The sequence below is a fragment of the Ruegeria sp. P8 genome (assembly GCF_056534665.1).
Genome location: NZ_JBQERC010000008.1, coordinates 76,702 through 103,008, shown reverse-complemented (window position 1 = coordinate 103,008; position 26,307 = coordinate 76,702). Strand labels below are relative to the sequence as shown.

General features: G+C 57.9%; 31 protein-coding genes. 12 read left to right on the top strand and 19 right to left on the bottom strand.

Annotated features, from left to right (window positions below; all coding sequences use genetic code 11):
• Positions 1-13: 13 nt before the first annotated feature.
• The 6 genes from infB to pip form a co-directional block, all read right to left on the bottom strand.
• Positions 14-2,500, bottom strand: coding sequence for a translation initiation factor IF-2 (infB, locus tag ACR0BZ_RS11785; RefSeq protein ID WP_480488111.1), 2,487 nt, complete (start codon positions 2,498-2,500; stop codon positions 14-16).
• Positions 2,501-2,508: 8 nt separating this feature from the next.
• On the bottom strand, positions 2,509-3,132 hold the full coding sequence (locus ACR0BZ_RS11780) for an RNA-binding protein (protein ID WP_480488113.1): 624 nt from the start codon (positions 3,130-3,132) through the stop codon (positions 2,509-2,511).
• 22 nt (positions 3,133-3,154) lie between these two features.
• Entirely contained in the window at positions 3,155-4,774 is a 1,620-nt protein-coding gene (gene nusA / locus ACR0BZ_RS11775) for a transcription termination factor NusA (protein WP_480474797.1), read from the bottom strand.
• Entirely contained in the window at positions 4,774-5,364 is a 591-nt protein-coding gene (gene rimP, locus ACR0BZ_RS11770; RefSeq protein WP_480474795.1) for a ribosome maturation factor RimP, read from the bottom strand. The genes nusA and rimP overlap by 1 nt, the downstream gene beginning before the upstream one ends.
• 160 nt (positions 5,365-5,524) lie before the next feature.
• The gene (locus ACR0BZ_RS11765) at positions 5,525-6,346 is read right to left on the bottom strand and encodes an ABC transporter substrate-binding protein (RefSeq protein WP_480920271.1); all 822 of its coding nucleotides are present in this window, start codon (positions 6,344-6,346) and stop codon (positions 5,525-5,527) included.
• Positions 6,343-7,320 (bottom strand): prolyl aminopeptidase, encoded by a 978-nt coding sequence (pip, locus tag ACR0BZ_RS11760; protein WP_480832887.1) that lies wholly within the window; start codon positions 7,318-7,320, stop codon positions 6,343-6,345. The genes ACR0BZ_RS11765 and pip overlap by 4 nt, the downstream gene beginning before the upstream one ends.
• Positions 7,321-7,368: 48 nt before the next feature.
• On the opposite strand from pip, the gene ubiG reads away from it, so the two are divergent.
• Positions 7,369-8,115, top strand: coding sequence for a bifunctional 2-polyprenyl-6-hydroxyphenol methylase/3-demethylubiquinol 3-O-methyltransferase UbiG (gene ubiG, locus ACR0BZ_RS11755; protein ID WP_480832885.1), 747 nt, complete (start codon positions 7,369-7,371; stop codon positions 8,113-8,115).
• A gap of 3 nt (positions 8,116-8,118) precedes the next feature.
• Here the strand turns inward: ubiG and ACR0BZ_RS11750 are convergent, their stop codons facing one another.
• From ACR0BZ_RS11750 to ACR0BZ_RS11735, 4 genes are read right to left on the bottom strand one after another with little or no spacing between them, the layout of a single operon-like run.
• Positions 8,119-8,559, bottom strand: coding sequence for a MarR family winged helix-turn-helix transcriptional regulator (locus ACR0BZ_RS11750; RefSeq protein ID WP_267363106.1), 441 nt, complete (start codon positions 8,557-8,559; stop codon positions 8,119-8,121).
• A gap of 12 nt (positions 8,560-8,571) precedes the next feature.
• A complete protein-coding gene (locus ACR0BZ_RS11745) occupies positions 8,572-9,402 on the bottom strand; it encodes a carbon-nitrogen hydrolase family protein (protein ID WP_480920270.1) in 831 nt (276 codons plus the stop codon).
• On the bottom strand, positions 9,402-9,659 hold the full coding sequence (gene grxC, locus ACR0BZ_RS11740; RefSeq protein ID WP_480483930.1) for a glutaredoxin 3: 258 nt from the start codon (positions 9,657-9,659) through the stop codon (positions 9,402-9,404). Before grxC ends, ACR0BZ_RS11745 begins: the two co-directional genes overlap by 1 nt.
• Positions 9,660-9,697: 38 nt before the next feature.
• Positions 9,698-10,462, bottom strand: a complete 765-nt coding sequence (locus ACR0BZ_RS11735; RefSeq protein WP_480920269.1) for a double zinc ribbon domain-containing protein — start codon at positions 10,460-10,462, stop codon at positions 9,698-9,700.
• Between ACR0BZ_RS11735 and ACR0BZ_RS11730 the strand changes: the two genes are divergently transcribed.
• The gene (locus ACR0BZ_RS11730; RefSeq protein WP_480920268.1) at positions 10,443-11,273 is read left to right on the top strand and encodes a methyltransferase domain-containing protein; all 831 of its coding nucleotides are present in this window, start codon (positions 10,443-10,445) and stop codon (positions 11,271-11,273) included. The genes ACR0BZ_RS11735 and ACR0BZ_RS11730 overlap by 20 nt on opposite strands.
• A gap of 57 nt (positions 11,274-11,330) precedes the next feature.
• On the top strand, positions 11,331-12,380 hold the full coding sequence (hemH, locus tag ACR0BZ_RS11725; protein ID WP_480920267.1) for a ferrochelatase: 1,050 nt from the start codon (positions 11,331-11,333) through the stop codon (positions 12,378-12,380).
• A 161-nt stretch (positions 12,381-12,541) separates the two neighbouring features.
• Here hemH and ACR0BZ_RS11720 read toward each other — a convergent pair whose 3' ends face one another.
• Entirely contained in the window at positions 12,542-12,724 is a 183-nt protein-coding gene (locus tag ACR0BZ_RS11720) for a hypothetical protein (RefSeq protein WP_117870963.1), read from the bottom strand.
• A 139-nt stretch (positions 12,725-12,863) separates the two neighbouring features.
• A complete protein-coding gene (locus ACR0BZ_RS11715; RefSeq protein ID WP_480920266.1) occupies positions 12,864-13,463 on the bottom strand; it encodes a L,D-transpeptidase in 600 nt (199 codons plus the stop codon).
• 169 nt (positions 13,464-13,632) lie between these two features.
• Between ACR0BZ_RS11715 and dalA the strand changes: the two genes are divergently transcribed.
• A complete protein-coding gene (gene dalA / locus ACR0BZ_RS11710) occupies positions 13,633-14,148 on the top strand; it encodes a divisome-associated lipoprotein DalA (protein WP_267363096.1) in 516 nt (171 codons plus the stop codon).
• A gap of 54 nt (positions 14,149-14,202) precedes the next feature.
• Here dalA and ACR0BZ_RS11705 read toward each other — a convergent pair whose 3' ends face one another.
• From ACR0BZ_RS11705 to ACR0BZ_RS11675, 7 genes are all read right to left on the bottom strand, one after another.
• Complete coding sequence (locus tag ACR0BZ_RS11705; protein ID WP_480920265.1) at positions 14,203-14,667, bottom strand: PTS sugar transporter subunit IIA; 465 nt, start codon at positions 14,665-14,667, stop codon at positions 14,203-14,205.
• 57 nt (positions 14,668-14,724) lie between these two features.
• Positions 14,725-15,288, bottom strand: coding sequence for a ribosome hibernation-promoting factor, HPF/YfiA family (hpf, locus tag ACR0BZ_RS11700; RefSeq protein WP_209507274.1), 564 nt, complete (start codon positions 15,286-15,288; stop codon positions 14,725-14,727).
• Positions 15,289-15,540: 252 nt separating this feature from the next.
• Complete coding sequence (gene lptB, locus ACR0BZ_RS11695) at positions 15,541-16,299, bottom strand: LPS export ABC transporter ATP-binding protein (protein ID WP_480507210.1); 759 nt, start codon at positions 16,297-16,299, stop codon at positions 15,541-15,543.
• Positions 16,299-16,790, bottom strand: coding sequence for an LptA/OstA family protein (locus ACR0BZ_RS11690; RefSeq protein WP_209507207.1), 492 nt, complete (start codon positions 16,788-16,790; stop codon positions 16,299-16,301). The genes lptB and ACR0BZ_RS11690 overlap by 1 nt, the downstream gene beginning before the upstream one ends.
• A 3-nt stretch (positions 16,791-16,793) precedes the next feature.
• Positions 16,794-17,393 carry an LPS export ABC transporter periplasmic protein LptC gene (lptC, locus tag ACR0BZ_RS11685; protein ID WP_209599207.1) on the bottom strand — a complete coding sequence of 200 codons (600 nt, stop codon included), beginning with the start codon at positions 17,391-17,393 and terminating at the stop codon, positions 16,794-16,796.
• A gap of 11 nt (positions 17,394-17,404) precedes the next feature.
• Positions 17,405-18,373 carry a KpsF/GutQ family sugar-phosphate isomerase gene (locus ACR0BZ_RS11680; RefSeq protein ID WP_480920264.1) on the bottom strand — a complete coding sequence of 323 codons (969 nt, stop codon included), beginning with the start codon at positions 18,371-18,373 and terminating at the stop codon, positions 17,405-17,407.
• A complete protein-coding gene (locus ACR0BZ_RS11675; RefSeq protein ID WP_480920263.1) occupies positions 18,370-18,984 on the bottom strand; it encodes a ribonuclease D in 615 nt (204 codons plus the stop codon). The genes ACR0BZ_RS11680 and ACR0BZ_RS11675 overlap by 4 nt, the downstream gene beginning before the upstream one ends.
• Before the next feature lie 133 nt (positions 18,985-19,117).
• Here ACR0BZ_RS11675 and ACR0BZ_RS11670 point away from each other — a divergent pair, with 133 nt between their 5' ends.
• The 8 genes from ACR0BZ_RS11670 to ACR0BZ_RS11635 all read left to right on the top strand — a co-directional run bounded on the left by ACR0BZ_RS11670 (position 19,118) and on the right by ACR0BZ_RS11635 (position 26,282).
• Complete coding sequence (locus ACR0BZ_RS11670; RefSeq protein WP_480546232.1) at positions 19,118-19,375, top strand: metal-sensing transcriptional repressor; 258 nt, start codon at positions 19,118-19,120, stop codon at positions 19,373-19,375.
• Between the two features lie 3 nt (positions 19,376-19,378).
• Positions 19,379-20,698, top strand: a complete 1,320-nt coding sequence (locus tag ACR0BZ_RS11665; protein ID WP_480920262.1) for an MFS transporter — start codon at positions 19,379-19,381, stop codon at positions 20,696-20,698.
• A gap of 52 nt (positions 20,699-20,750) precedes the next feature.
• Positions 20,751-21,179 (top strand): Lrp/AsnC family transcriptional regulator, encoded by a 429-nt coding sequence (locus tag ACR0BZ_RS11660; RefSeq protein WP_480474766.1) that lies wholly within the window; start codon positions 20,751-20,753, stop codon positions 21,177-21,179.
• 102 nt (positions 21,180-21,281) lie between these two features.
• Positions 21,282-21,950 (top strand): transglycosylase SLT domain-containing protein, encoded by a 669-nt coding sequence (locus ACR0BZ_RS11655; protein ID WP_480920261.1) that lies wholly within the window; start codon positions 21,282-21,284, stop codon positions 21,948-21,950.
• A 69-nt stretch (positions 21,951-22,019) separates the two neighbouring features.
• Complete coding sequence (gene flhA, locus ACR0BZ_RS11650; protein ID WP_480920290.1) at positions 22,020-24,047, top strand: flagellar biosynthesis protein FlhA; 2,028 nt, start codon at positions 22,020-22,022, stop codon at positions 24,045-24,047.
• Positions 24,044-24,817, top strand: coding sequence for a flagellar biosynthetic protein FliR (locus ACR0BZ_RS11645; RefSeq protein ID WP_480920260.1), 774 nt, complete (start codon positions 24,044-24,046; stop codon positions 24,815-24,817). The genes flhA and ACR0BZ_RS11645 overlap by 4 nt, the downstream gene beginning before the upstream one ends.
• Positions 24,814-25,902 (top strand): EscU/YscU/HrcU family type III secretion system export apparatus switch protein, encoded by a 1,089-nt coding sequence (locus ACR0BZ_RS11640; RefSeq protein ID WP_480920259.1) that lies wholly within the window; start codon positions 24,814-24,816, stop codon positions 25,900-25,902. Before ACR0BZ_RS11645 ends, ACR0BZ_RS11640 begins: the two co-directional genes overlap by 4 nt.
• The gene (locus ACR0BZ_RS11635; protein ID WP_480920258.1) at positions 25,899-26,282 is read left to right on the top strand and encodes a hypothetical protein; all 384 of its coding nucleotides are present in this window, start codon (positions 25,899-25,901) and stop codon (positions 26,280-26,282) included. Before ACR0BZ_RS11640 ends, ACR0BZ_RS11635 begins: the two co-directional genes overlap by 4 nt.
• Positions 26,283-26,307 lie beyond the last annotated feature (25 nt).

Here is a 26,307-nt window from a genome sequence, read left to right as displayed (position 1 = left end):
TCTTTTGCCGGGGTTAGTCCAGCGTGCGGGTGACTTCTTCGCGCTCGAAGATTTCGATCACGTCGCCTGCGCGAATGTCATCGTAGTTCTCGAATGCCATACCACATTCCTGACCCGACTGAACCTCGGCCACTTCATCCTTGAAACGCTTCAGCGTCTTCAGCGTTCCTTCGTGAATCACCACGTTGTCGCGCAGCAAGCGGACACCAGCGGAACGACGCGCCACGCCTTCGGTGACCAGACAGCCAGCAACCTTGCCAACGCCGGTGACCTTAAAGACTTCACGGATTTCGGCGTAGCCGATGAACTTCTCGCGAATTTCGGCGCTCAACAGGCCGGATGCGGCTGCTTTCACGTCGTCTACGAGGTCATAGATCACCGAGTAATAGCGAATCTCGACGCCCTTCTGGTTTGCGGTATTCCGTGCCGAGGCATTTGCCCGAACGTTGAAGCCAAAGATCGGAGCTCCAGACGCTTCGGCCAGACCGACATCCGTTTCGGTAATGGCACCAACACCCGAATGCAGAACGCGCACGCGTACTTCTTCGTTGCCGATCTTCTCCATTGCCTGAACGATGGCTTCCGCCGAACCCTGAACGTCTGCTTTCATCAGAATGGGCAACTCGGTGACATTTTCGTCTTCCTTGGCCTTCTGCATCAACTGTTCAAGGGTCGTTGCGGCACCAGCGGCAGCGCGTTTGTCCTTGGCAGCCTGTTCACGGTAGGCGGCGATTTCACGGGCTTGTGCTTCGGTCTCGGTCACGTTCAGAACATCGCCTGCTTCAGGCGTACCGTTCAGACCAAGAACCTCAACGGGAACCGACGGTCCAGCTTCCTTGACGCGCTCACCCTTGTCGTTGATCAGAGCACGGACCTTACCATACTGCTCACCCACGACAAAGATATCGCCCTGACGCAATGTACCGTTCTGAACCAGAACCGTTGCGACCGGGCCGCGGCCCACGTCCAGCTGTGCCTCGATCACGGCACCTTGGGCAGCGCGATCAGGGTTGGCTTTCAGTTCCAGAATCTCGGCCTGCAATGCGATGGCTTCCAGCAACTCGTCCAGACCCTGACCGGTGATGGCAGACACTTCTACGTCCTGAACCTCACCCGACATTTTCTCGACGATCACTTCGTGTTGCAGCAGATCGGTGCGCACCTTGTCCGGATTTGCATCATGCTTGTCGATCTTGTTGATCGCCACGATCATCGGCACCTTGGCTGCCTTCGCGTGATTGATCGCCTCAATTGTCTGCGGCATGACCGCGTCATCGGCAGCGACGACCAGAACCACGATGTCGGTCACCTGGGCACCACGCGAGCGCATCGAGGTGAAGGCCGCGTGTCCGGGAGTATCCAGGAAGGTCAGCGTCGAGCCGCCATCGGTTTTCACCTGATAGGCGCCGATATGCTGGGTGATGCCACCGGCCTCACCAGCCACAACACGCGCATCGCGGATTGCATCCAGCAGCGATGTTTTCCCGTGGTCGACGTGACCCATGATGGTGATGACGGGCGGACGAGGCTTCAGATCGGCTTCGCTGTCTTCGACCTCTTTGATGACGTCCTCAACATCCGAATCAGAGACGCGGGTGACCTTATGGCCAAACTCTTCGATAATCAGCTCGGCAGTATCAGCGTCGATGGTCTGGTTCTGCGTGACCATCATGCCCATCTGCATCAGTGATTTGACCACGTCAGCCACGCGCTCGGCCATACGGTTGGCCAGTTCCGAGACCATGATCGCCTCAGGCAGTTGTACGTCGCGGATCACCTTTTCCCGCTCGACCGAACCGCCCATGGCTTTCTGACGGGCGCGTTCCTGCTTGCGCTTCATCGCTGCCATCGACCGCTGGCGGCTGCCTTCGTCACCGGTGGCCTGACCCAATGTCAGCTTACCCGAACGACGGTTGTCTTCACGACCCTTGCCACGACCGCGCTGTTCGCGTTCGCGATCCTGCTTGCGAGGTGCGGCAGCAGGCGCAGGTTTGCTGGCCGGGCTGCGTGCAGCTTTGGCTTCTTCAGGGGCCGGCGAAGCGGCAGCAGCAACAGCGGCACGCTTGGCTTCTTCTTCAGCCTCCACGCGCTTGCGCTCTTCATCTTCGGCTTTCTGACGCGCGCGCTCTTCGGCTTCACGCTGCTCGCGCTCTTTCGCTTCCTGTTCCGCACGGCGGCGCACGCGCTCTTCTTCGCGTGCCTTTTCAGCGGCTTCGCGTTCAGCGGCCTCTTCGACCTCGCGGGCCTTGGCAGCCTGCAAAGCCTTCATACGGCGCGCCATTTCCGCGTCGGAAATACCTGCGGGACGACGCGACGGATCACCCGAAGGGGCGGCACCGCCACCCGGCTTTGCCGCGCCCGGCTTGGGGACCACTACGCGCTTGCGTTTGGTTTCCACCACGACATTCTTGGTGCGTCCGTGGCTGAAACTCTGTTTCACATTTCCGGGGCGTGCCCCGCCACGAAGACCCAATGTCTTTTTGCCGTCACTATCGCTCATAAAGCTTCTTACCCTTCCGCGCGGCCCTTGCCGCCGTCATCCGTTTCGCGCAAGCCACGCAGGCGCTGCGCTTCCTCTACAACACGTTTGGCGAGTCCGCCAGAGGCCAAGGCCGCATGAATCACCGTTTGGCGCCCAAATGCCTGCCCTAATTCGTCTGCCGTCAGCCAACCGATGTATTTTCCGAAGTGCGGCGTACTGAGCTTCGACTTGCCGCGCCCCGATCCATCAGTGGCCTGAATCAGCACCTGAGCCTCTTCCCGGTCCAGCCACGACTTGACCTTTTCATACCCGGCAACCGCGTCGCCGGACTTGCGCGCCAGACTGAGCAACTCAATCACACGGCGCGCGATCTGCTTTTCAACTTCTGTCGCGAGGTTCTGAGGCACAGTCACCTGTGCCTTGAACCCCCGCGCAAACAGTTTCTTACCAATGGCCTTGTCCAGCGCAGCACGATCCGCCGCCACATAAACGCCCCGTCCCGGCAACTTTGCCGCGACATCCGGAAAGACCTGACCGTCCGGGCCCGTCACAAAGCGGATCAAGCCATATTTAGGCTGAACCTCGCCTGTGGCGATGCACTTGCGTTCGGGTCCGTCAGACCGATCCTTATGGACGCCACCGCGACCCATACGCGCCACCCGAGACCTGAGATCAGGCCTCGACCTCCTCGTCTGCTGCGTCGCCGTCGATGTCTTCTTCCGCCTGCTCCAACTCGGCCGGATCAACCCAACCCAACAGGATACGCGCAGTCATGACCATGTCTTGTGCTTCTTCGAGCGTGACGCCAAAGGGCTCCAGCACGCCATCATCCTTGACGCGTTCACCGTCGACCGTGGTCCAGCCACCGGCCAGTTCCCAGTCTGCACAGGTTGCGAAATCTTCCAGCGTCTTCACATCGTCCTTGGCCAGCGCCTCTACCATCTGGGGGGTCAGGCCTTCGAATTCAATGAGGCTGTCCTCGGCACCCAGTGCGCGCGCCGCATCCAGAGCGGCTTTGGCCTGGGCTTCCAGGAACTCGCGCGCCCGGGTCTGAAGTTCCTGCGCAGTGCCTTCGTCGACGCCGTCAATGACCAGAAGTTCATCAATCTCGACATAGGCAACTTCTTCGAGGTTGGTGAAGCCTTCGGAAACCAGCAGTTGCGCAAAGAACTCGTCCAGATCCAGACTGTCCATGAACAGTTTGGTACGAGATTCGAATTCCTTCTGACGACGCGCCGATTCTTCAGCTTCGGTCATGATGTCGATATCCAGCCCGGTCAGTTGGCTTGCCAGACGCACGTTCTGACCGCGACGACCGATTGCAAGAGACAACTGCTCTTCCGGAACGACAACCTCGATCTTGCCTGCTTCTTCGTCCAGAACAACCTTCGAAACCTCGGCAGGTTGCAGCGCGTTCACCAGGAAGGTCGGTTGGTCTTCGTTCCACGGGATGATGTCAATCTTCTCACCCTGCAGTTCGTTCACAACGGCCTGCACGCGGCTGCCGCGCATACCAACGCAGGCGCCAACAGGGTCGATCGAGCCGTCATACGAGATCACGGCGATTTTGGCGCGAGAACCGGGGTCACGGGCCACGGCCTTGACCTCGATGATACCGTCATAGATTTCCGGCACTTCCATCTTGAACAGCTCGGCCATGAACTCTGGCGCGGTACGCGACAGGAAGATCTGGTGGCCACGCACTTCGCGGCGGACTTCCTTGATATACGCGCGCACACGATCATTCGGGCGATAGCTTTCGCGACCGATCTTGTCATTGCGGCGCAGAACAGCCTCGGCACCGCCGAGATCGACGATGACATTGCCGAATTCTTCGCGCTTGACGGCACCGTTGATGATGGTGCCCGCACGATCCTTGAATTCCTCATACTGACGATCACGCTCGGCTTCGCGGACCTTTTGCAGGATCACTTGCTTGGCGGACTGCGCCGCAATCCGGCCCATTTCGACCGGCGGCACTTCTTCAACAAAAACGTCACCGACCTGCGGGTCTTCCATGTACTGTTTGGCTTGTTCGACGGTGAATTCGGCCTGATAGTTCTCAAGCTCGTCATCCTCGACCACGGTGCGCACACGGGTGAATGTCGCCTTGCCGGTCTTGCGGTCGATCGACACGCGAATGTCCATCTCGGCGCCGTAGCGGCTCTTGGCAGCGCGGGCGAGCGATTCCTCCATCGCTTCGACAACCAGACCGGGGTCGATCATCTTTTCGCGGGCCACGGCCTCGGCAGTCTGCAGCAGCTCCAGCTGGTTGGCTGAGGTAATTGCCATCAGTTCGTCTCCTCTTCGGACCCTTCGGTCTCAATCTCGTCGAAAGCTTTTTCGTTCAGGGCGCCCGCATCTTTGCGCTGGCGCAGCATTTCCTTAATCAGATCATCGGTCAGGACCAGCTTGGCATCACTCAGCCAGTCGAATTGCAGGCCGATTGTGATCGTCTCGGACCCTTCGGGAATATTGATCAGAACCTCTTCTCCTTCGATCCCGGCCAGTTCCCCTTTGAACCGGCGGCGGCCATCGATCAGTTCAGAGGTTTCGATCTTGGCCTCATACCCCTCAAAAGTCTCAAAATCCTTGAGGCGCGTCAGGGGGCGGTCGATACCGGGGCTGGACACCTCAAGCGTATAGGCGTCGAGGATCGGGTCCTCGACATCCAGGGTGGCGCTGACCGCATTCGAAATCTCGGCGCAGTCATCCACTTCGATGCCGCCTTCGGGTTTGTCAGCCATGATTTGCAGCGTGGTCTGCTTGCCACTCATCAGCCGGACACGGACCAGCTCATACCCCAAATCTTCGATCACCGGGGTGATGATCTCGGCAAGTCGCCGGTCAATGGCAGCTTTGGCTATCAGGTCGTTTGTCATCAGGTTCTCTACCCTGTCAATCGGGCACAAAAAAACGGGCGCGCGGCCCGTCGAATTTTCCGGTGGAGCCTTGGACCGGAAGTCCAACGCGCCGCTGTTGAAACTGCATATACGCAGGATGATCCGAGTCTGCAACCCCCGACAGAAGTGTCACCCGGAATTACACGATCCACCACCGTTCAGCGATACGACCGTCGTCCAGAACCGTGCGTCCTGCAATCTGCCGCGGCAATCCCACCGCCCCAGAGACGGCCAGCGCCATATCGGTCTCGGAAGGATAATAGCGAAGACCGCGCGTACCGCGGATCTCTGACGAATCGGGGAAGGCGGCGACATCGACATAGCCATCACGCAATGCCTCGGCGCGGACACGGGCATCGGGAATAACGATCACTTCGAATGCATCGACCCAACCGGCCTGACCGTCCTTGTAATGTCCCAAAACACGGCGACCCAGGAAATGCCGCCCGTCTTCGGCGCGTTCGACACGATAACAACCCGTGCCATTGGCGTTGTGTAGCGGCGTGACGCCTTCGCCATTGCGGGCAATGATAAAACGACTTTCTGCCAAAAGGAATGGAAGGCCCGGATTTGCCTCGGCCAGTTCCAGCCGCAAACGGTTGGCGGTCAATGCCTCGGTATGCCCGACCTCGGCCAATACGGCCGCAACATCTGCGATGTCCAAAGACGCGCCGTCGTGGAACACCGCATCGTTGCGCAGATCAAAGCTCCAGACCCTCGCATCGGCGTCGGTTTGCCAGCCCGTCGCAAGCTCGCCCCGCAAAGTGCCATCCGGGGCGATCTCGGTCAGCGTGTCGAAAACCGCACCGCGCGCCACCTGCTCAAGACTGTCGTCGCGCGGTACGGCCAATCGCAGCGTGCCGCCTTTCTCAGGTCTGTCCGCCAGGGACGCGCCTGTCGCGGCAAGCAGCGCGGCGGCGGCACCCGAGGCAAACAAGGCACGGCGGTCGATGCGAGTCATGCCAAACCCTCCGCCACGCGATCCATGATCCGGATGAGTTCTGCGCTGATCCCGGGTTCAGAAAGCGCATGACCGGCCTGACGTACCATCTTGATCTCGGCATTCGGCCAGCGTTCGCTCAGCGACCAGGCGGCCTGCGGCGGGCAAATCATGTCGTATCGCCCCTGCACGATGTGACCCGGGATATGAGCAATCCGGTCCATTTGATCTAGAATCTGCCCATCCGTTTCCAGGAACGCCTTATTGTAGAAATAGTGATTCTCGAGCCGGGCAAATGTACGGGCGTATTCGCCGGGGCTTTCGCCCACTGATCCGTTCGTGTGGATCGACGCCAGCGCATTTTCCCAGTGCGACCATGCCCGCGCATACAGGGTCTCGGTCGCGCGGTCCCCCGAGAACAGGCGTTTATTGTAGGCGGTGATGGTGTCCTTCAGCTCCACCTCGGGCAACAGTGAGGTAAATTTCTGCCACTGTTCCGGCCAGAAACGTCCCGCTCCGCCGCCATAAAACCAGTCAAGTTCAGCGTCAGTTGCCAGGAACACACCGCGCAGCACCAATCGGCTGACCCGGTCTGGATGCGACTGCGCGTAGATCAACGCAAGGGTCGCGCCCCAGCTGCCGCCAAAAACAATCCATTCATCAATCTCGAACAGGTCGCGCAACCGTTCAATATCGGCCACCAAATGCCATGTCGTGTTGTTTTCAACCGAAGCCGTGGGGCGAGACCGGCCACACCCACGCTGATCAAATAGAATCACCCTGTAGGCCTGTGGATCAAAATAACGCCGCATTGCGGGGCTGCAGCCACCGCCTGGGCCGCCATGCAGGATCACCACCGGTATGCCTTCGGGGTTACCGCATTGTTCCACATAGATACGGTGCCCGTCGCCCATATCGACCATACGCTGGTCGAACGGATCGATCGGCGGGTACAGATATTGAACTGCGCGCTTTTGGTCCGGGTACTTGTCCATTATGGCCCTATATAGTCCTTAAGCGTAAAAGAGCATACGGAGACAGGAATGCAAGCGCATCCGAACACGGTGGATCCATCCGAGATCGCAAAATTCGAAGCGATGGCGGCGGAATGGTGGGATCCTCATGGGAAATTCAAACCGTTGCACATGCTGAATCCTTGCCGTTTGGATTATATCACACAGCAGATTGCCGGTGAATTCGACCGTGATCTGAAAGCGCGAAATCCGTTCGAAGGGCTGCGCCTGCTGGATATCGGTTGTGGCGGTGGTCTGCTAAGCGAACCCATGGCACGTCTGGGGGCCGAGGTCGTCGGGGCCGATGCCGCCGGAGGCAACCTGCCTGTTGCGCGTATCCATGCCGAGCAATCCGGTTTGGAGATCGACTATCGCCACACCACAGCCGAAGACATGGCCGCCGCAGGTGAGCAGTTCGACGTGGTCCTGAACATGGAAGTGGTCGAGCATGTGGCCGACCCACAGGGTTTCCTGACCGCCTCGCAACAATTGCTCAAGCCGGGTGGGCTGCTGATCTGCTCAACCATCAACCGCAACCCGAAATCCTATGCCATGGCCATTTTCGGGGCCGAGGTCGTCATGCGCTGGCTGCCGCGCGGCACGCATGAGTGGAACAAGTTCATCACCCCTGATGAGTTGTTCGACCTGCTGCGTCAGGCGGGGATGGACCCGGTGGACCGCAAGGGGTTCGTCTTCAACCCGATCCTCTGGAGTTGGTCGATCTCGGACCGGGATCTAAGCGTGAACTATGTGACGGCGAGTGTGAAGCCGGGCTGAGGGTTATTCCCCTTCCAGCTGTTTTCTCAGATCGCGCAGCACTGGCAATGTCGACCGAACACGGTCGTCCCCCAACTCTCCGACCACGCGGTTGATCAACGGAGCAATCGAGGAAATCGCCTGATCCCGCGCGCGTTTACCGGCGGGGCTGATCGCGACCATCTTGCGGCGGGCATCGTCCCAATCGGGTCGGATGTGGATGTATCCAGCCCATTCCAGCTTGGCCAAGGTGTTGGTCATCGCCCCTCGGGTCACGTGGAACGTGTTGGCCAGCTGCGCCGGGCTACGCTCATCCGCGACAAAAGCCAGGTGGTTCAGAACCGAGAAATGCGAGATTTCCATGCCCTTGGGCAGCACCCGGCTAAGCCGGTTCCGCAATAGCTGGTCGGCGGTCAGGATCTCGCTGAACAGCGTGACCGCAAGGGCATTGGTGTCGTCTGTCATTGTTCCGTTCTGTCAGGGTCCGTCGAAGGAACGGCGGTGGTGCAGTGAAGGGACACGTCGCCGTGCCTCAGTCACAGAACTATCATCCAAATCGAAAATGTGAATGCCTGGATCGGTCCCTGCGTCGATCAGCACCTTTCCCCACGGGTCGACGACCATGCTGTGACCGTGAGTATAGCGTGTTTTACCGCCGGTTTTTGGATGTTCCCCTGTTTGGGCCGGGGCCAGCACCCAACACCCGGTTTCGATTGCACGTGCGCGCAGCAAGGCTTCCCAATGCGCGGCACCTGTGACCGGCGAGAACGCGGCCGGGACGGTCAGAATGCGCACGCCCGCCTGCGCCAGTGCCGCGTGCAAATATGGAAAGCGGATATCGTAACAGATGGTCAGACCAACCTTGCCGAAATCCGTTTCTGCGATAACCGCTTTTTCGCCTGGGCGGTAATTCTTTGATTCGCGGAACGTCTCGGTCTCAGTGACCTGCACATCGAACATATGGATTTTGTCATACCGCGCCACGATCTGACCTTGCGGTCCGATCATAAAGCAACGATTGGCAAAACGACCGTCATTGTCATGAGTCTTGAGCCCCAACGAGCCGATCAGAAGCCAAACACCCAGATCAGCAGCCTGTTCGCGCAGGCCCGCCAAGGTGATGTCATCTTCTTCATGTTGTAAAACCGCGCGCTGCCGTGTGGTGCTGGTCGAAACGCAATTCGTAACCTCTGGCGTCAGAACAAAGCGGGCGCCCTGTTCTGCCGCTTTGGCCATCATGCCTCGGACCATCCCGAGGTTTTCTGCCGGATCGTCCGACGAGGTGATTTGCAGCAGCGCGGTTTTCATCAGGCCGCAAGCAGACGGTCAAGCTTGCCCTGACGCTCCAACTCGTACAAATCATCGCAACCGCCGACATGCGTAGCGCCGATGAAAATCTGGGGGACCGTGCGTTTGCCTCCGGCACGTTGAATCATTTCAGGTTTGCGTTTGGGGTGCATCAGCACGTCGATCTCCTTGAACTCGACACCTTTCTGCTTCAGCAGGCGTTTGGCTGCATGACAATACCCGCACAGTGGCGATGTATAGATCTCTACCGACTTCATTTTCCGTTCCCTTCGGATTTCGCGCAATCTTGGGCGAATTAGGCATCCTTGGCAACGCGCGCCAGAGCCAACACGAAAATATGATTTGCCCCCGCCGCCTGACAGGCACGAGTGCATGCGGCCAGTGTTGCCCCGGACGTCATCACATCGTCTACCAGCAAAACGTTCCGGCCCGTCAGATGGCGGGCTTTTCGGGGGTGAAGGCATATCGCGTCGCCCAAAATCTGTGCCCGCTCGGCAGCTGTTTTGCCGTCCAGTACCGGCGTCTTGTTTTTGCGAATCAACAGATCGGGCACACATTCCAATCCTGTCTCGCGCCCCAGGTTCTGCGCCAACAGTGCTGACTGGTTGTATCGCCTTTTCAGCAACCGAGACCAATGCAATGGAACCGGAACAATCACCATATCCGGTCGCAACAATGGGCGCCCTGCCTGCACCATCCACTGCGCGGCAGGGCGGGCCAGTTCGGGCCGATCACCATGTTTCAACGCCAGGATCAGTGACCGCGCCTTGCCGTCATACAAAAGCGCGGCGCGTCCTGCCCTCCAGGGGCGCGCGGTCTTCAGGCAATCATCGCACTCGGTCCGAAACTCGTCCTGCCCCCCGATCAGGGGCAGACCGCAACTTTCACAGACCGTGCCGCCAATGAATGGCGTTTCCCGCCAACATGGGCCACACAGGCCAAAATCGGACTCGGTCAGGTCGCCGCACCCCATGCAACGTGGTGGATAAATCAGCGCAAGTGCGGTTTGAATCCGTTGCGCGATGCGATACTTGCCAGCTATGAAACTGCCCGAACCCATTGCACCCTCACTTTTTGACCGTGCCGCCATTCTGCGTCATCGCAGCCGCGTGCAGGATGACGCCCTTTTTCTGCACCGCGCCGCGATGGACGAGGTTCAGGATCGGCTCTCCATGGTTAACAAAACCTTTACGGCGGCAGCGATCGTGACCGCATACCCGCAGCTTTGGACGGACGCGTTTCCCGAAGCCTCGATCATTGCGGATGACGACGTGCTGGCACTGCAACCCGGCGCCCATGACCTTGTTATCCACGCCATGACACTGCACTGCGCAAACGATCCGGTGGGTCAGTTAATCCAATGCCACCGCGCGCTGAAACCCGACGGGTTGTTGCTGGTTGTTTGTCTGGGCGGCGAAACGTTGCACGAATTGCGCGCGGCGTTGGGTCAGGCCGAGATTGACGTTACCGGTGGCCTCAGCCCCCGCATCGCCCCGATGGCCGGGTTGCGAGACTTCGGCGGTTTGTTGCAGCGGGCCGGTCTGGCCTTGCCAGTCGCAGACTCGGTGCCGCTCACGGCTGAGTACCGTGACATCTGGCACCTGATGCACGATCTGCGGCATATGGGTGAGGCCAATGCGCTATCCGGGCGACTGAAACACCCGACCAAAGGCGCAGTATTTGAGGCCGCGCAAAACATTTACGCGTCTCATTTCACCACAGCATCGGGACGTCTGGCAGCCACGTTTGAACTGATCTGCCTGACCGGATGGTCCCCCCACGAAAGTCAACCCAAACCACTGCGTCCTGGGTCAGCGCAAGCACGTTTGGCTGACGCCTTGCGCACGGACGAGGGCAAACTGCCCGATTGACGCGCGACCAAATCCCCTTATTTCAGGCCCTAACGCAAGAAATTCAGGAAGCCTCATATGTTTGATGCCACGCGACCCGCTCACGCTCCTACGGATCACCCCAAGATCAGGATGGGGCGCGTCGGCATATTGCTGGCCAATCTGGGCACGCCGGACGACTACACATATTGGCCGATGCGCCGATATCTGAATGAGTTTTTGTCGGACCAGCGTGTCATCGATTATCCAAAGTGGAAATGGCAACCGATTCTACAGGCGATCATCCTGACCAAGCGACCTTTCAGTTCCGGCGAGGCTTACAAATCGATCTGGAACCAGGAAAAAGGCGAAAGCCCGCTGATGACCATCACCAAGGACCAGACCGCCAAGCTGAGCCAGGCGATGCACGCACGATACGGTGATCAGGTCATGGTCGATTTCTGTATGCGTTACGGCAACCCGTCGACCAAATCCAAAGTGCGCGAGATGGTAGCGGCAGGGTGCGATCGCATCTTGTTCTTTCCGCTTTACCCTCAATACGCTGGCGCAACGACGGCCACCGCCAACGACCAGTTCTTTCGCGCGCTGATGGACGAAGCCTGGCAGCCCGCCACGCGAACCGTTCCGGCCTATTTCGATGAACCTATTTATATCGATGCGCTGGCACAGTCAGTTGAACGTGCATACGAGGCTATGGAAACAAAACCCGACATTCTGGTCTGCTCATATCATGGGATGCCCGAGCGGTATTTGCAGCAGGGCGATCCCTATCACTGTCAGTGTGCTAAAACGACGAGGCTGTTAAAGGAGCGATTGGGCTGGACGGATGATCAATTGGTATCGACCTTCCAGTCGCGCTTTGGCCCCGAAGAATGGTTGAAACCTTACACTGTGGATCACGTGGCCGACCTGGCGAAGCTAGGCAAAAAGAACATTGCTGTTATTGCCCCGGCGTTTTCTGCGGACTGCATCGAAACGCTGGAAGAGATTAACGAAGAAATCAAAGAGAGCTTCGAAGAAGCAGGCGGCGAGACGTTTACCTATATTCCATGCCTTAACGATGACGGCGCCCATATCGCGGCACTTGGAAAGGTGATCGAAGATAATTTGTGCGGGTGGCTGGCGTAAAGCGTTTCCAGAACGCAACCCGCATTTCCTATGAGAACGTCAAGCTCGGCTTGATACTGGCCTGTCAGTATCCCCCCGGCGCGCAACAGGCTTGAAGACCTGTTGGAATTAAAAAAGGCGGTGGATTGCTCCACCGCCTTTTTCATGAATTCCGTGTCGGATTAGCTTGCAGCAACAGCAGCAGCAACAACGACCAGCAGGATCAGCGGCAGCAGAATGCCCTGCGACGAACCCTGAGTTTCTTCAACAACAACTGGTGCTTCAACAACCGGCTCTTCCAGGTTGCCAGCATATGCAGTCGAAGCTGCTGCAGTCAGAGCTGCGGCGAGAACGAGTTTCTTCATATTAACCTCCAGAATTTGCACGGTTCCAATATCCGGAGCCGCACATCTAAGACTTACCTCGTAGTTTTTTCTAATCAGCATTAGAGCGGGAATGCAATTGCAACTTGACCGGTGAGCGGGTTCGTACACGAAAATGTCGTCAAATTAGCAACACTTGCGTGCCAACCTTCGCCATCAAAAACAGCTCGGCGATGTCTTCGTTGAAAAGGCCGATGCAGCCGTTCGAAGATCTTCGGCCGATTTTGCGTGTATCGTGCGTCCCGTGAATGCGATAATACTTCCAGCTTAGGTATAAAGCGTGTGTTCCCAATGGGTTATCAGGACCCGGAGGAATGTAGTCCGGCCATTCCGGATTTCTCTTCTTCATCGACGGCGTCGGAGACCAGCTTGGGCCTTCGACCTTGCGGATCACACTGGTGCGCCCGCGCCGGGTGAGTTCTTCGGTCAGCGGAACCGACGACGGGTACAATTTATAGACTGTTTGGTCATCCGACCAGTAATGCAGCGCTCTTGAGACGGTGTCGACCAGTATGGCGCCATTTCTGGTGTTCGAAAAATACGGTTGCCAATCCAATGCCCGGAACCCGGATACGTTGCGTCGAACTGCCGGTTCGGTTTCGGGTGCAGGGCGCAGCGGGTCGCCCGGGATATATTGCGCCAGTGCCGGTGTAGCCAGAGTGGCGGTAGCCCCTGCCAGAAACCCCCTGCGGGTGGGCGAATGAATGCGCTTTTTGACCATGACGACGGGTCCTGTGTTTAGGTGAGGTCTGAAATCAGAGGCATTCTATTGCCAGAATGCTTCAGTCGCAAACCAAACCGGCAGAATCACGCAAGTTGTGGCCATTGCGCGTTTGCTCAGAACAAGCAGGCGCGCTATGCCCTGTTGTGATACAATAATCAGGTCGAACATGACGCGCATCGTTTCTTTACTGTTGATTTGCTTTGTCGCACTTGCGGCATGTACCAACACTGGCTCAACCACTCTGGGATCTGATGGTCGCCCATTGCCGACCGTGTACAAGATCCGCGGCAATCCGGAAAAGCTGCAGTTCCGCATGCTTGATTCGGTCAATGCTTTGCGTCAGGCTCAGGGGTTGCAGCCCGTACAGCTGAACGCGCAGCTGAACGCAGCGGCAGCGACACATTCGAAGGATATGTCGCGGCAGAACCGGCCCTGGCATTTTGGGTCAGACGGTTCATCACCAATCGACCGGGCAGCGCGTGTCGGCTATTTCGGAACGTTCCTGGGGGAAGCCATTTCCGAAACCTACGAGACCGAGACGGAAACACTTGCCGCATGGATGCAGGAACCTGGACCAAGGTCTGTCATCATGGACGCCAAAGCCACCCAAATGGGATTCGCCTGGCATCAGGAAGGCGGTGGTAAAATCTGGTGGACGCTGGAAATGGGAACCGGTGGTTGATCCGGTCAAATGAAAAGAAAAAAGCCCCCGGTTTTCGGGGGCTTTTTTTGTTAATCAGGCGGCTTGCATAGACTGCGCCTCAGTCAGGATCGCATAGAGCTTTACCGGATCAGGGTTCGCCCGGAGCTTGGTGCAAACCGAAGTATCCCGCAATGTGCGAGACACCAGCGCCAGAGCTTTGAGGTGATCAACACCCGCCTCTTCCGGTGCAAACAGCGCGAAGGCAATGTCCACAGGCTGGCGATCAACCGAACCGAAATCGATGGGCTTCTCAAGCATGACAAAAACACCTGAAACCGAATCAAGCTCGGGCAGGCGCGCGTGCGGCAGCGCCACACCATGGCCGACTCCGGTAGGCCCAAGGCTTTCCCGTTCCAGCAGGAAATCAACCGCTTCCTGAGGATCGATACCCAGCGTCGCTGCAGCGACGTCACCGATTTCCTGAAACAGCCGCTTCTTGCTGGAAGCCGCGGACAATACACGCACCGCTTCGGGCTTCAGTATGCTCGAAAGCTCCATGATCACGCTCCATGGCACGCACCCGCATCAGCGGGTGCAGCCCCGTATCCTTGCCTGTTACGGATCAATCCAGCCGATATTACCGTCTTCGCGACGATAAACGACATTCAATCCGTCCTTGTTTTCATTTCTGAACACCAGCACTGGCGCACCGGCAAGTTCCATTTGCATAACGGCCTCTCCAACGCTCAAAGATGGGATTTTTGTTTCCATCTCGGCCACAATCATGGGCTGTAGCGATTCGGGTTCATCGGCCGACTCCGATTCGTTTGAAGCGAGGATATAAGAGGACGCCCCAAAGAGTTCAACCGGTTCAACCCGATCCTTGTGGTGGTCCTTCAGGCGGCGCTTGTAGCGACGCAACTGTTTCTCCATTTTACCGCAGCACGCCTCAAACGCCGCGTAGATCTCGGTTGCATGGGCCTTGGCCTGAGCCGTCAGGCCAGTGGAAAGGTGCACCGTTGTTTCGCATACATATTCATGCGCCGAACGGGAAAAGACGACGTTGGCATCCGTAGGCCGCTGCGCATACTTGCCCACGACCTCATTCAGTTCGGTCTGCACGTGTGTCTGCAATGCCGAACCGATGTCGATCTGTTTTCCGCTGATTTGGTAACGCATGTGATCTCCTTCACAATTCACACCCATTCTGACGCCGCGGAACGCGGCGGGCTTGTTTTTATCGGGTGGGGGGTCGAGACATTTTCCGCGGTTGCCTTGTTTCCAGCCCTTCGAAGAAGGGACATCGAGATCCAGACTGGAACCGGGTAAATGCCATAAGCCAATTGAGGCAAGAGACGAGGGAAGAGTCAATCAAAACAGATGTGTATATACGCGATTTCCACCATGCAATTGGCACAACTCCGCGCAAGGTTATGAAATGCGGAAATTCTCGCCCAGATAGACGCGGCGCACATTCTCGTTTTCGACAACCTCATCAGGTGTGCCGGACATCAAAACCTGACCGTCATGCAGGATATAGGCCCGGTCGACAATTTCCAGCGTTTCCCGGACGTTGTGATCGGTGATCAGCACACCAATACCGCGTTTTTTCAGATCCGCGACCAGATGGCGAATATCCCCGACACTGATCGGGTCAACGCCTGCAAACGGTTCATCCAGCAGCAGGTATTTGGGGTCTGCGGCCAAACAGCGCGCGATCTCGACCCGGCGGCGCTCGCCGCCTGACAACGCCAGAGCCGGGGCCCTGCGCAAGTGTTCGATCGAGAAGTCAGACAACAGCTCTTCCAAACGCTCTTTGCGCTTATGTGCATGAGAAACCGTGATATCCAGAACGGCAGCAATGTTGTCCTCGACGCTCATGCCGCGAAAGATCGACATCTCCTGTGGCAAATACCCGATCCCGAGACGCGCGCGCCGATACATGGGTAACGTAGTTACATTCTGGCCGTCTATCGTGACTTTTCCCGCTTCGGGGAACACAAGCCCCGCAACTGAATAGAACGTTGTGGTCTTACCTGACCCGTTCGGCCCCAGCAGCGCCACCACTTCGGACCGGCCCAGCGTCATCGAGACATCGCGGATCACCGTCTTTTTTCGATAGGACTTCCGCAGTTTCTCGATGCGCAGCCCGGAACTGCCCTCGGTCAGTTTCAGGTCGGGAAGCGCCATCAGTTGTTTCCCTGCTGCAAGATCGTTTTGACCCGCCCGGTCATGGTCGCCGTACCGGATGTCAGGTTGGCGTTCATCTGATCGCCACTGATGATGCTTGGGCCTTGTGTCAGCAGGACGTTGCCTTTCATGACAATCTCACCCGAGCCGATCTTGTATTCAGCCCAGTCGCCTTCCGCTGCATCCGGCGGGCTGACCAGAACCACATTCTCGGTCGCTTCCATTCGCTCGATCGCCGAGCGTTCCTGATTGTAGATAACAAGCACGCGTTCGGCAGTCAGGCGCATTTCACCCTGAACGACGATGACATTTCCGATGAATTCTGCCGATCCGTCCTCTTGATTGACGTTCAGGGTTTCCGATGTCACCTCGACCGGCAGGCTCGGATCGGCATTCGCGGACCCAAAAGCCACCTGCGCCTCTTGCGCGGTCACGGGCACGGCGCCCGCGATCAAGGCGAGGCACAAAGGAACAAATCGAAAATCGAACACAAGTTATCTTTCTGCTTTTTCAGGCTCGTATACCAGCTTCACACCGTCTGTAAAAACAATATGGACCGGCCCGTCCGTTTTTTCAGTGCCAAAGGTCATGCGCCCCGCGGAAAAATTACCGATCGGACCGGTTCCGTTCACCTGCCCCGGCGTGTCGCCCCGGATTTCGTCCAACGAGGTATTGAGCAGATCCGTCGTGACCTTGAGCCCATCCGCCGTGGTGATGACCACGTCACCAACAAAGGTTGCTGTTCCATTATCCGGACGGATCAGGCCGGAATTCGAATCCAGCGTAATTGTTCCGCCATTGAGCAGACCAAAGCGGCCGCGAAACTCGGATGCTGTCGGAACCGACGCCTCGGTGCCCTGCGTGGCTTGCACAGCCTCGATATGCACGGTCTCTCCCTTGCGGGTCGTTCCGCGGTAATCCGGTCGCGTTACTACCTGTTGCGCCAGTCTCTCATCAATGTCTTTTTGCGCGAAGGGCACGGAAACGTTTGTTTCGATGCTGCGGGACAGCAGGAATACCGTGGACAACATCACAATAGCCGCGAGCGGCAACAGAACCTTCAGGAACTGTACCATGCGGGAATATCTGTCCACCTCAGCCTCCCTCAGCCCAGACCGATACGCAGGCAGTCGTGGATGTGCAAGATACCTTGGGCCTTGCCGCCGGTGTCAGGGTCCACAACAAAAAGACACGTGATCTTGGGTGTTTGCATCGTCATCAACGCAACTGCCCGTTCCGCCAGTTCATCAGGCCCGATCGTGCGAGGGTTTAGGGTCATGACCTGATCCACGCTAAGATCCAGCAAACCTTGCATATGACGCCTGAGGTCGCCGTCAGTGACAATACCCAACAATTGCCCGCTTTCACCTGTGACACCAACCACACCAAAGCCCTTTTGGCTCATTACCAACAATGCTTCACCCATTGGAGTGCCTGATTGAACCACCGGTATATCCGAGTGCATCAGGTCGCGCACCGTACTCAACTGCGCACCCAGTTTGCCACCGGGATGGAAGGCACGGAAATCCTCGGGCCGGAAATCGCGGTATTTCATGAGGGCAATCGCCAGTGCATCCCCCATGGCAAGGGTCAGCGTCGTCGAGATCGACGGCACCATACCAAAACCGCAGGCCTCGCCCATCGACGGGATCAGAAGATGTACGTCGGCCTGTTTCATCAATGTGCTGTCAGGTTTGCTGGACAATCCAATCAGCGGAATGCCAAAGCGGCGCGTAAAGGCCAGCAGATTGGCAAGTTCCGGTGCCTCGCCCGAATTCGAAATCGCCAGAACCACATCACCCTTGGAGACCATGCCAAGATCACCATGGCTGGCCTCGGCCGGATGCACGAAATAGGCAGGCGTTCCGGTGCTGGCCAGCGTGGCCGCGATCTTGTGACCTATGTGGCCTGACTTGCCGATACCGCTGATGATGATGCGCCCGGTGGCCTGAAGGATCAGCTGCACGGCTTCAGCAAAATGCGCGTCCAGACTGTCGGCAAGTACGTCCAGCGCGCGGGCTTCGTCAGTCACCACCTGACGGGCGGTTTTCAGGAATGCTTCGGTATCGGTCATGAGTGCGCAAAGATATCCGTTTCGGGCCAACCGGCGAGGTCCAGTTTCGCACGCATCGGCAGGAAGTCAAAACAGGCCTGCGCCATTTCAGTCCGGTCCTCGCGAGCCAGCCGAATGTTTAGCGCATCGCGCAGCTGATGCAGATAAAGAACGTCAGACGCAGCATAATCCAATTGAGCGTCCGTAAGTGAGACTGCGCCCCAGTCGCTCATTTGTTGCTGTTTGGAAATATCGACACTGATGAGTTCCTGGCACAGGTTCTTGAGCCCATGCCGGTCCGTATAGGTCCGCACCAGGCGGCTGGCGATCTTGGTGCAATAGACCGGCGCGGCCAGAGCACCAAATGTATGGTACATGGCGGCGATGTCGAAGCGCCCGAAATGGAACAGCTTCAGAATGTCAGGGTTTTCCAGCATGGCACATAGGTTCGGCGCCTCAGTCTGGCCTTTTTCCACCTGCACGATATGGCTGTTGCCGTCACCACCCGACATCTGAATCACGCACAAGCGGTCCCGATGTGGGTTCAGACCCATGGTTTCACAGTCAATGGCCACAACAAGGCCCAGATCCAGCCCGTCCGGCAGGTCGTTTTTGTACAAATGGTTCGCCACCCGACTATTCCTTTGTGCGATATCGCCTCCGAGATAGGCGGTTTGGTCCATAAACTCAACGCCGTCCAAAAGTCACGGGCAAATCCCCGCAACAAGATTGACAATATCCTCATGGGGGGGATAAGGATACATCATGACAAATGTACCCCGCGAGTCGCATCCGCATATCACGGCAAGGCTGAAACGGGCCCACGGGCATCTGGCAAAGGTCATTGCCATGCTTGAAGGTCAGGCGCCCTGTTCTGACATCGCCCAACAGCTGTTTGCCGTTGAAAAAGCGGTCACCAACGCCAAGCGCGCCTTGATCCATGATCACATCGACCATTGCCTGTCTTCCGATGGCGATAGCGGCGGGATCGAGGATTTCAAAGCCATTACGAAATACCTCTGAACCATGCTGAGCATTCTAAAAAACCGGACCTACCGCCACCTGTTTGCTGCCCAGATCGTCGCCCTGACCGGAACCGGGCTGGCCACAGTCGCGCTTGGGCTGCTGGCCTTTGATCTGGCCGGGGACGCTGCTGGCCTTGTGCTGGGCACCGCGCTAACGATCAAGATGGTGGCCTATGTCACCGTGGCCCCCCTGGCCGCTGCATTTGCCGAGCGGCTGGACCGTCGGAAAATGCTGGTTCTTCTGGACCTGATCCGCGCCGCAGTCGCTGTATGCCTGCCTTTCGTGACCGAGGTCTGGCAAATCTATGTGCTGATCTTCGTGCTACAATCCGCCTCGGCAGGCTTTACGCCCGCCTTTCAGGCAACGATCCCTGACGTCTTGCCGGACGAAAACGAATATACCCGCGCTTTGTCGCTGTCACGTCTTGCCTACGACATGGAAAGCCTGCTGAGCCCGATGTTTGCCGCGGCCCTTCTGTTGCTGGTCAGCTTCAACAGCCTGTTCTGGGGCACGGCGCTGGGGTTTGTTGCTTCGGCATTGCTGGTGGTCTCGGTCGTCCTGCCCTCGCCCAAGCCCAGCAAACCACGCGGAATCTATGACCGCACGACACGCGGAATTCGCATCTACCTGAAAACGCCCCGGCTGAGGGGGCTGCTTGCGCTTAACTGGAGCGCCGCAGCGCTGAGTTCGATGGTAATCGTCAACACAGTGGTCATCGTGCGGGCCACCCTTGGCCTGTCAGAAAGCGCCGTGGCCATTGCACTGGCCGGATTTGGCGGCGGGTCGATGCTGGCGGCGTTTACTCTGCCCCGCCTGCTGGATCGGATTGAGGATCGCAAGGTTATGCTGTCCGGAGCCATTCTTGCGTCGGGCGCTATGGCCGTCGCCTCGGTTCTGACCGCGACGATCCCACTTACGCTGGGTGTCCTTGCCGTTTTTTGGGCCTTTACCGGATTTGGGTATTCTACAACCCTTACGCCTTCGGGTCGTTTGTTGACCCGTTCGGCCCATCCCGAAGACCGCCCCGCCGTCTTTGCCGCACAGTTTACTCTGTCACACGGTTGCTGGTTGGTGCTGTATCCGCTGGCTGGGTGGATAATGACCGTCTATGGGCCGACTGTCGCGCTCGGCAGTATGTCTGTTCTGTCCATGGCAGGCGTGGTTGTGGCAGTCAGCCTTTGGCCGCGTGACGATCAGGAACCGGTTGTTCACAATCACCCCGATCTACCACCAAATCACCCGCATCTGGCCGGGGCGGGCCCGCACGCGCACCCGATCATTATCGACGACCTGCACCCACGCATGCCGCGTGAGCCTTGAGAAAGGATGTCCATCTGATCTAAACCCGGACTTGACGCAAACCGGAGCCCCAATGGACCAGCTTGACCGCCGCATCATCGCCGCCCTGCAAGCCAATGCACGTGCCTCGACCACGCAGATCGCGGCATCGCTGGGTGTGGCCCGCACGACCGTGCATGAACGGATCAGTCGTCTGGAACATCGCGGCGTAATCACGGGATACACCGTGCGCCTTGGGTCCACAGAAGACACGCCCAAAGTGCAGGTCATCGTCATGCTGGAAGTGCAGCAGAAGGAAACCAACCGGATCCTTAAACGGCTCGAGGCCTATCCCGAGGTCAAACTGTGTCTGTCGATCAATGGCGAATTCGATCTGATGCTGACCGCAGATGCCCCGAGGCTGGAGGATCTGGACATTCTGGTGGACGATCTGGCGAAGATCCCCGGCGTCCTGCGCACCAATACAAGCGTTGTTTTCGGGCGCAGGATCGACCGAAACTGAGGCTGCGATAACCCTCTGTAAACCGATCGGTGTCTAGCTTGGCCGGGAACACCAGAATCCCGGACCGGCAGAATGCCAATTCACAGAATACCGATTGCTTTCATGATACTGCATGTGCTGTTGGCGCAGGCGGGTTCCGCCATGCACGCAGCACAAACAGGCGGGCTTTGTGATCAGGCCGCGCGCCGTGCGGCACTGTCCGAAGATGTTCCACTGGACGTGCTGCGCGCCATAACCCGCGTCGAAACCGGTCGACAGATAGACGGGCAGTTGCAGCCCTGGCCTTGGGCGATAAATGCCGAAGGTCACGGGTATTGGTTCAAGTCCGAGGCCGAGGCCAAGGCCTATGTTTTCAAAATTTTCAAAGCGGGCTCTCGCAGCTTTGACGTCGGGTGTTTCCAGGTCAATTATCGCTGGCATGGCAAGGCCTTCCGCTCGATCGATGCGATGTTCGATCCGGATGCGAACGCAACCTACGCCGCCCGCTTCCTGAAAGACCTTTATTTCGAGCTTGGTTCGTGGCCTGCTGCGGCCGGGGCGTATCATTCCCGCACGAATGCTCTGGCCGAGGCTTATCGTGGTCGGTTCCAGACAGTGATGGCCCAGTTGGATAACCCGCCCTCACAGGGGTTTTCTGGTATGTCACGCAATCCGTTCACAAGAGCCGGAGCGCCCTTGATTCCGATGCTAGTGGCCACACCCGCCACCACTGCCCTGGGCTCTCTGGTGCCGACCAACGGCACAGTTACTGCCTTCATCCCTTTCAACTAGGAAACCTGCGTGCCCCAGTTTGACATCCGGTCCCTGTTTTCACCCACTGTCCTGCTGGCGCTGGCGCTGATGACCGTCATCGTCATGATGATCCTGCCCATGCCCGCCGGGGTGCTGGACGTTGGGCTAGCCGCCTCTTTCGCGCTGGCCATCCTGATTTTCACTCTGACGCTATTCATCGAACGTCCACTGGATTTCTCGTCCTTCCCAACGATCCTGCTGGCATCGCTGATGCTGCGCCTGTCGCTGAACGTCTCTTCGACCAAACTGATCATCGGTCAAGGGCATACCGGACCCAACGCAGCGGGTGACGTAATTGAAGGGTTCGCCAATTTCGTCATGGGCGGCAGCATCTTTCTGGGCCTTGTGGTTTTTGGCGTGCTTCTGATCGTGAACTTCATGGTCATCACCAAAGGGGCCGCCCGTATGGCCGAGGTCGGCGCGCGCTTTGCCTTGGACGGGATGCCGGGCAAGCAGCTTGCCATCGACAGCGACATGTCAGCCGGGGCCATCGACCATCAGCAAGCCAAGGAACGGCGGGAACGCGAACAGCAGGAAACAACGTTTTTCGGCTCGCTCGACGGTGCGTCGAAATTTGTAAAAGGCGATGCCGTTGCCGGTCTTCTGATCACTCTTCTGAACCTTGTTATGGGTTTGGTCATGGGGGTGATCGTGCACGGAATGCCGGTGGCTTCGGCGTTCGAGACATATGCAATCCTGACGGTCGGTGATGGTCTGGTCTCGCAGATCCCCGCCGTTATCATCTCAATTGCCTCTGCATTGCTGCTGGCGCGCGGCGGAACACAGGGTGCCACCGACAATGCCATTTTCTCGCAACTCGGGCGGCATCCGGCTGCGCTGTCTACCGTGGCGGTTCTGATGGTCCTGTTTGCGCTGGTGCCCGGCCTGCCTTTCCTGCCGTTCATCCTCGGTGCAGCTGTGCTTGGATACGCGGCCTACACAATTCGGAAAAAGCAGAAAAAAACGGACCCGTCATTGCAGTCGCAGGCGACCGAAACCGAGGTGCCGGTCTCGCAGGCTATTGGAGATATTCTGGATCTGGATGACGTGCACCTTGAATTCGCACCCGATCTGGTAAGCTTGGTTTTGAATCCCGGAACCGGATTGGATGCCCGCATCGCCAATATGCGCACCTACGTGGCGTCCACCTTTGGTTTGATCCTGCCCGAAATTCGTTTGACTGATCGAGCCGACCTGCCAACCGGAACCTATGTGATCAAGGTTCAGGGGGTCGAACAGGCGCGCGGTGTTCTGAACCCCGATCTGGTTCTGGCTCTGGTTCAGGACGGGTTCGATCTGTTGCCCGAAGGCAATGACGTGACCGAGCCGGTTTACGGCGCGCCTGCCCGCTGGATCCTGCCCAAACATCAGGAGGACGCAACGTTGAACGGGGCCACCATAGTCTCACCGCCTGAGATTCTGGCCACGCACCTGCTTGAGATCATCAAACAGAACTTCTCACGCCTGCTGACCTTGAAATCCCTGCGCCGCCTGCTGACCGAAATGACCCGTCTGAGCGACCCAGTTCGGGCTGCAGCAAACCGCAAATTGCTGGATGAATTGATCCCCGACAAAGTGCCAATCGACACATTGCACGCCGTTCTGCGACTGCTTCTTGAGGAACGGGTTTCGATCCGGAACATGGTTCTGATCCTCGAAAGCGTGGCCGAAGCGCGGCTGACAACCACCCAACCTGAAGGCATCTGCGAATTGGTTCGCCAGCGTCTCGGCTTTCAACTGGTCGCAGACATGAAGCGTGAGGATGGCTCGATTCCGCTAATCCAACTGGCCCCCGAATGGGAGGAAACGTTCACCACCTACCAGGTCGACGCGCCCAGTGCCGGGTTGGATGTCGCGCTACCGCCTAACCTTTTTAACAAGCTGGCCGATGGCATGGTCAGCAGCATCGCCAGATCTGCGGATAACGGTCTGTTTCCTGCGGTCGTGACCTCGTCCCGGCGACGCCGATTGTTGCGTACGATTATGTATGCGCGCGGCGTTTCAAACCCGGTTCTGTCCTTTGAGGAAATCGGATTGGAAGCCAAACCCGCGCTGGTAGGAACTGTTCCCGCGTGATCGCGTTGCCGCCAGAATTGTTGACGCAGCTGGCCGAACCGCTCTGGCCGGCCGTTGCGGTGTTTCTGCGCGTCTCTGCTCTGGTTTCACTGCTGCCCGCATTCGGTGAACGCAGCATTCCAACACGGATGAAACTGGGGATTTCCGTCGCCTTTACCCTGATCATTTTTCCGGCAACCCAACCTCTGGACCTGTCTCCCAGCCTGTGGACGCTGGGGCGGTTGGTTGGGACAGAAATCCTGATTGGACTGGCGCTTGGAACAGGGCTGCGGCTGTTTGTTTTGGCGCTGCAAACAGCCGGATCCATTGCCGCACAATCCACGTCATTGTCACAATTGCTTGGCGCGGCGGCCGCTGATCCTGTTCCGGCGATGGGATATCTGCTAACGATCGCGGGGTTGACGCTTGCCGTCATCATGGGCTTGCACGTACGGGCCGCGCAATTCCTGATCCAGAGTTATGCCCTATTCCCCATAGGGTTGGTGCCAAGCTCGGCAGATTTGTCCCATTGGGGTGTGCGACAAATCTCACGCAGCTTTGGGTTGGCCTTCTCACTGGCAACGCCATTCGTCATCGCCTCGTTGATCTACAATCTTGCACTTGGGGTTATCAACCGGGCCATGCCGCAATTGATGGTCGCCTTCGTGGGCGCGCCAGCAATAACGTTTGCTGGGCTGTTTTTGCTGTTTGCGGGCGCACCATTGATCCTCTCTGTTTGGTCTGACGCGCTGATTGCCTTCTTCATGAACCCGATCGGAGGCCAGCGATGAGCGGTGCCGATGACGACAGCGACAAGTCATACGAGCCGACGCCGCAAAAGCTCCAGAAAGCCCGTGAAAAGGGAGAGGTTCCCAAGTCCAGCGACTTGTCGGTAGTCGCGGCATATACCGGACTGCTGATCGCATTGTTGGCAGCAGGTCAGTACGCCGTCGCGCAATTGGGAACTCTGTTCATGGTCCTGATCGACCAATCCGACCAGATCGCGAACCTTCTGAACATGGGACCTGCGACAGCGACGGTTGCCGAAATTCTGAGTGGCGCGTTACCACCCATTGCCGTGCTTTTCTGCCTGCCCGCGGTGGCCGTTCTGCTAAACCTGATTGCCCAACGCACGCTGGTGTTCGCCCCCAGCAAACTGAAACCAAAGCTTTCGCGGATTTCCCTTGTTTCGAATGCCAAAAACAAGTTCGGGCGCGGTGGCTTGTTCGAGTTCGCCAAGAGTGCAACCAAACTGGCGATCTACAGCCTGTGCCTCGCACTGTTCATCAAGTCGAATCTGGCCGAAATTCTGTCTGCCAGCGCGGCCCCGGCAAAGTCATCCATACTGCTGATGATGAACCTGTTGTTTCGCTTCCTGTTCATTGTGGTTGCCATCGCACTCGGCATCGGCGTTATCGACTTTCTGTGGCAATACGCCGAGCACATGCGCAAGAACCGCATGTCGCGCAAAGAGATCCAGGATGAAACTAAGGACGCCGAAGGCGACCCGTATGTAAAGCAACACCGCCGTCAACGTGCACAGGAGATCGCCTCCAGCCAGATGATGGCAGATGTTCCGGGCGCGGATGTTGTTATCGTAAACCCCACCCATTTTGCCGTTGCACTGAAGTGGACCAGGGCTACTGGCAGCGCACCTGTTTGTGTCGCCAAAGGTGTGGATGCAGTAGCCGTTTCCATCCGTTCCGCTGCGGCTCAGGCCGGCGTTCCGATCCGCTCGGATCCTCCGACGGCGCGTGCGCTTCACGCAACTGTCGACATCGGGCAGGAGATCACCGAAGAACATTTTCGCCCCGTTGCCGCTGCAATCAGGTTCGCCGAAGCGATGCGGAAACGTGCAAAGGAGCAGATCCGATGAAGGACACTCAGTTAAGCGGGCTGGACAAAATAGCCGACGTCGCTTTCCAGAAGCATTTTCAGACACTCCGCCCAATCCTCGAGGCCGAGGCCAGAATTCAGAACCAATTGGCGAAACTGGATCATCAGCTTGACCAGGTGCGCAAAGCCAGCGGTTGGACAGAAGGATATCGGATATCCGGGGCCGACATTCTTTGGAATAGCTGGGAATCTGCCACGCGCCGCGCGTTGAACATGCGACTTGCCCAAACGCGCGCTCAGAAACTGGCCGGTCTGGAGGCGCTCAGAATTGCGTTTGGCCGCAAACAAGCCGTCGCAACCCTGCGGGAGCAGCAGCTGAAAAGCCATCGGCAGGCCGTTGCCCGAAAGCAAACCCGTTAATGCTGACCGGATCTGTACCGTGAAG

What these genes read in the sequence shown, in the direction of transcription:
- dalA (WP_267363096.1), top strand. Translation starts at nt 13,633, where the DNA reads ATGACGCGCATCGTTTCTTTACTGTTGATTTGCTTTGTCGCACTTGCG.
- ubiG (WP_480832885.1), top strand. Translation starts at nt 7,369, where the DNA reads ATGCAAGCGCATCCGAACACGGTGGATCCATCCGAGATCGCAAAATTC.
- ACR0BZ_RS11705 (WP_480920265.1), bottom strand. Translation starts at nt 14,667, where the DNA reads ATGGAGCTTTCGAGCATACTGAAGCCCGAAGCGGTGCGTGTATTGTCC.
- rimP (WP_480474795.1), bottom strand. Translation starts at nt 5,364, where the DNA reads ATGACAAACGACCTGATAGCCAAAGCTGCCATTGACCGGCGACTTGCC.
- ACR0BZ_RS11715 (WP_480920266.1), bottom strand. Translation starts at nt 13,463, where the DNA reads ATGGTCAAAAAGCGCATTCATTCGCCCACCCGCAGGGGGTTTCTGGCA.
- pip (WP_480832887.1), bottom strand. Translation starts at nt 7,320, where the DNA reads ATGGACAAGTACCCGGACCAAAAGCGCGCAGTTCAATATCTGTACCCG.
- ACR0BZ_RS11640 (WP_480920259.1), top strand. Translation starts at nt 24,814, where the DNA reads ATGAGCGGTGCCGATGACGACAGCGACAAGTCATACGAGCCGACGCCG.
- lptB (WP_480507210.1), bottom strand. Translation starts at nt 16,299, where the DNA reads ATGGCGCTTCCCGACCTGAAACTGACCGAGGGCAGTTCCGGGCTGCGC.
- ACR0BZ_RS11735 (WP_480920269.1), bottom strand. Translation starts at nt 10,462, where the DNA reads ATGGGTTCGGGCAGTTTCATAGCTGGCAAGTATCGCATCGCGCAACGG.
- ACR0BZ_RS11750 (WP_267363106.1), bottom strand. Translation starts at nt 8,559, where the DNA reads ATGACAGACGACACCAATGCCCTTGCGGTCACGCTGTTCAGCGAGATC.
- grxC (WP_480483930.1), bottom strand. Translation starts at nt 9,659, where the DNA reads ATGAAGTCGGTAGAGATCTATACATCGCCACTGTGCGGGTATTGTCAT.
- ACR0BZ_RS11670 (WP_480546232.1), top strand. Translation starts at nt 19,118, where the DNA reads ATGACAAATGTACCCCGCGAGTCGCATCCGCATATCACGGCAAGGCTG.
- ACR0BZ_RS11730 (WP_480920268.1), top strand. Translation starts at nt 10,443, where the DNA reads ATGAAACTGCCCGAACCCATTGCACCCTCACTTTTTGACCGTGCCGCC.
- ACR0BZ_RS11765 (WP_480920271.1), bottom strand. Translation starts at nt 6,346, where the DNA reads ATGACTCGCATCGACCGCCGTGCCTTGTTTGCCTCGGGTGCCGCCGCC.
- infB (WP_480488111.1), bottom strand. Translation starts at nt 2,500, where the DNA reads ATGAGCGATAGTGACGGCAAAAAGACATTGGGTCTTCGTGGCGGGGCA.
- ACR0BZ_RS11655 (WP_480920261.1), top strand. Translation starts at nt 21,282, where the DNA reads ATGATACTGCATGTGCTGTTGGCGCAGGCGGGTTCCGCCATGCACGCA.
- ACR0BZ_RS11635 (WP_480920258.1), top strand. Translation starts at nt 25,899, where the DNA reads ATGAAGGACACTCAGTTAAGCGGGCTGGACAAAATAGCCGACGTCGCT.
- ACR0BZ_RS11780 (WP_480488113.1), bottom strand. Translation starts at nt 3,132, where the DNA reads ATGGGTCGCGGTGGCGTCCATAAGGATCGGTCTGACGGACCCGAACGC.
- flhA (WP_480920290.1), top strand. Translation starts at nt 22,020, where the DNA reads ATGACCGTCATCGTCATGATGATCCTGCCCATGCCCGCCGGGGTGCTG.
- ACR0BZ_RS11660 (WP_480474766.1), top strand. Translation starts at nt 20,751, where the DNA reads ATGGACCAGCTTGACCGCCGCATCATCGCCGCCCTGCAAGCCAATGCA.
- ACR0BZ_RS11665 (WP_480920262.1), top strand. Translation starts at nt 19,379, where the DNA reads ATGCTGAGCATTCTAAAAAACCGGACCTACCGCCACCTGTTTGCTGCC.
- nusA (WP_480474797.1), bottom strand. Translation starts at nt 4,774, where the DNA reads ATGGCAATTACCTCAGCCAACCAGCTGGAGCTGCTGCAGACTGCCGAG.
- ACR0BZ_RS11680 (WP_480920264.1), bottom strand. Translation starts at nt 18,373, where the DNA reads ATGACCGATACCGAAGCATTCCTGAAAACCGCCCGTCAGGTGGTGACT.
- ACR0BZ_RS11720 (WP_117870963.1), bottom strand. Translation starts at nt 12,724, where the DNA reads ATGAAGAAACTCGTTCTCGCCGCAGCTCTGACTGCAGCAGCTTCGACT.
- ACR0BZ_RS11745 (WP_480920270.1), bottom strand. Translation starts at nt 9,402, where the DNA reads ATGAAAACCGCGCTGCTGCAAATCACCTCGTCGGACGATCCGGCAGAA.
- hpf (WP_209507274.1), bottom strand. Translation starts at nt 15,288, where the DNA reads ATGCGTTACCAAATCAGCGGAAAACAGATCGACATCGGTTCGGCATTG.
- hemH (WP_480920267.1), top strand. Translation starts at nt 11,331, where the DNA reads ATGTTTGATGCCACGCGACCCGCTCACGCTCCTACGGATCACCCCAAG.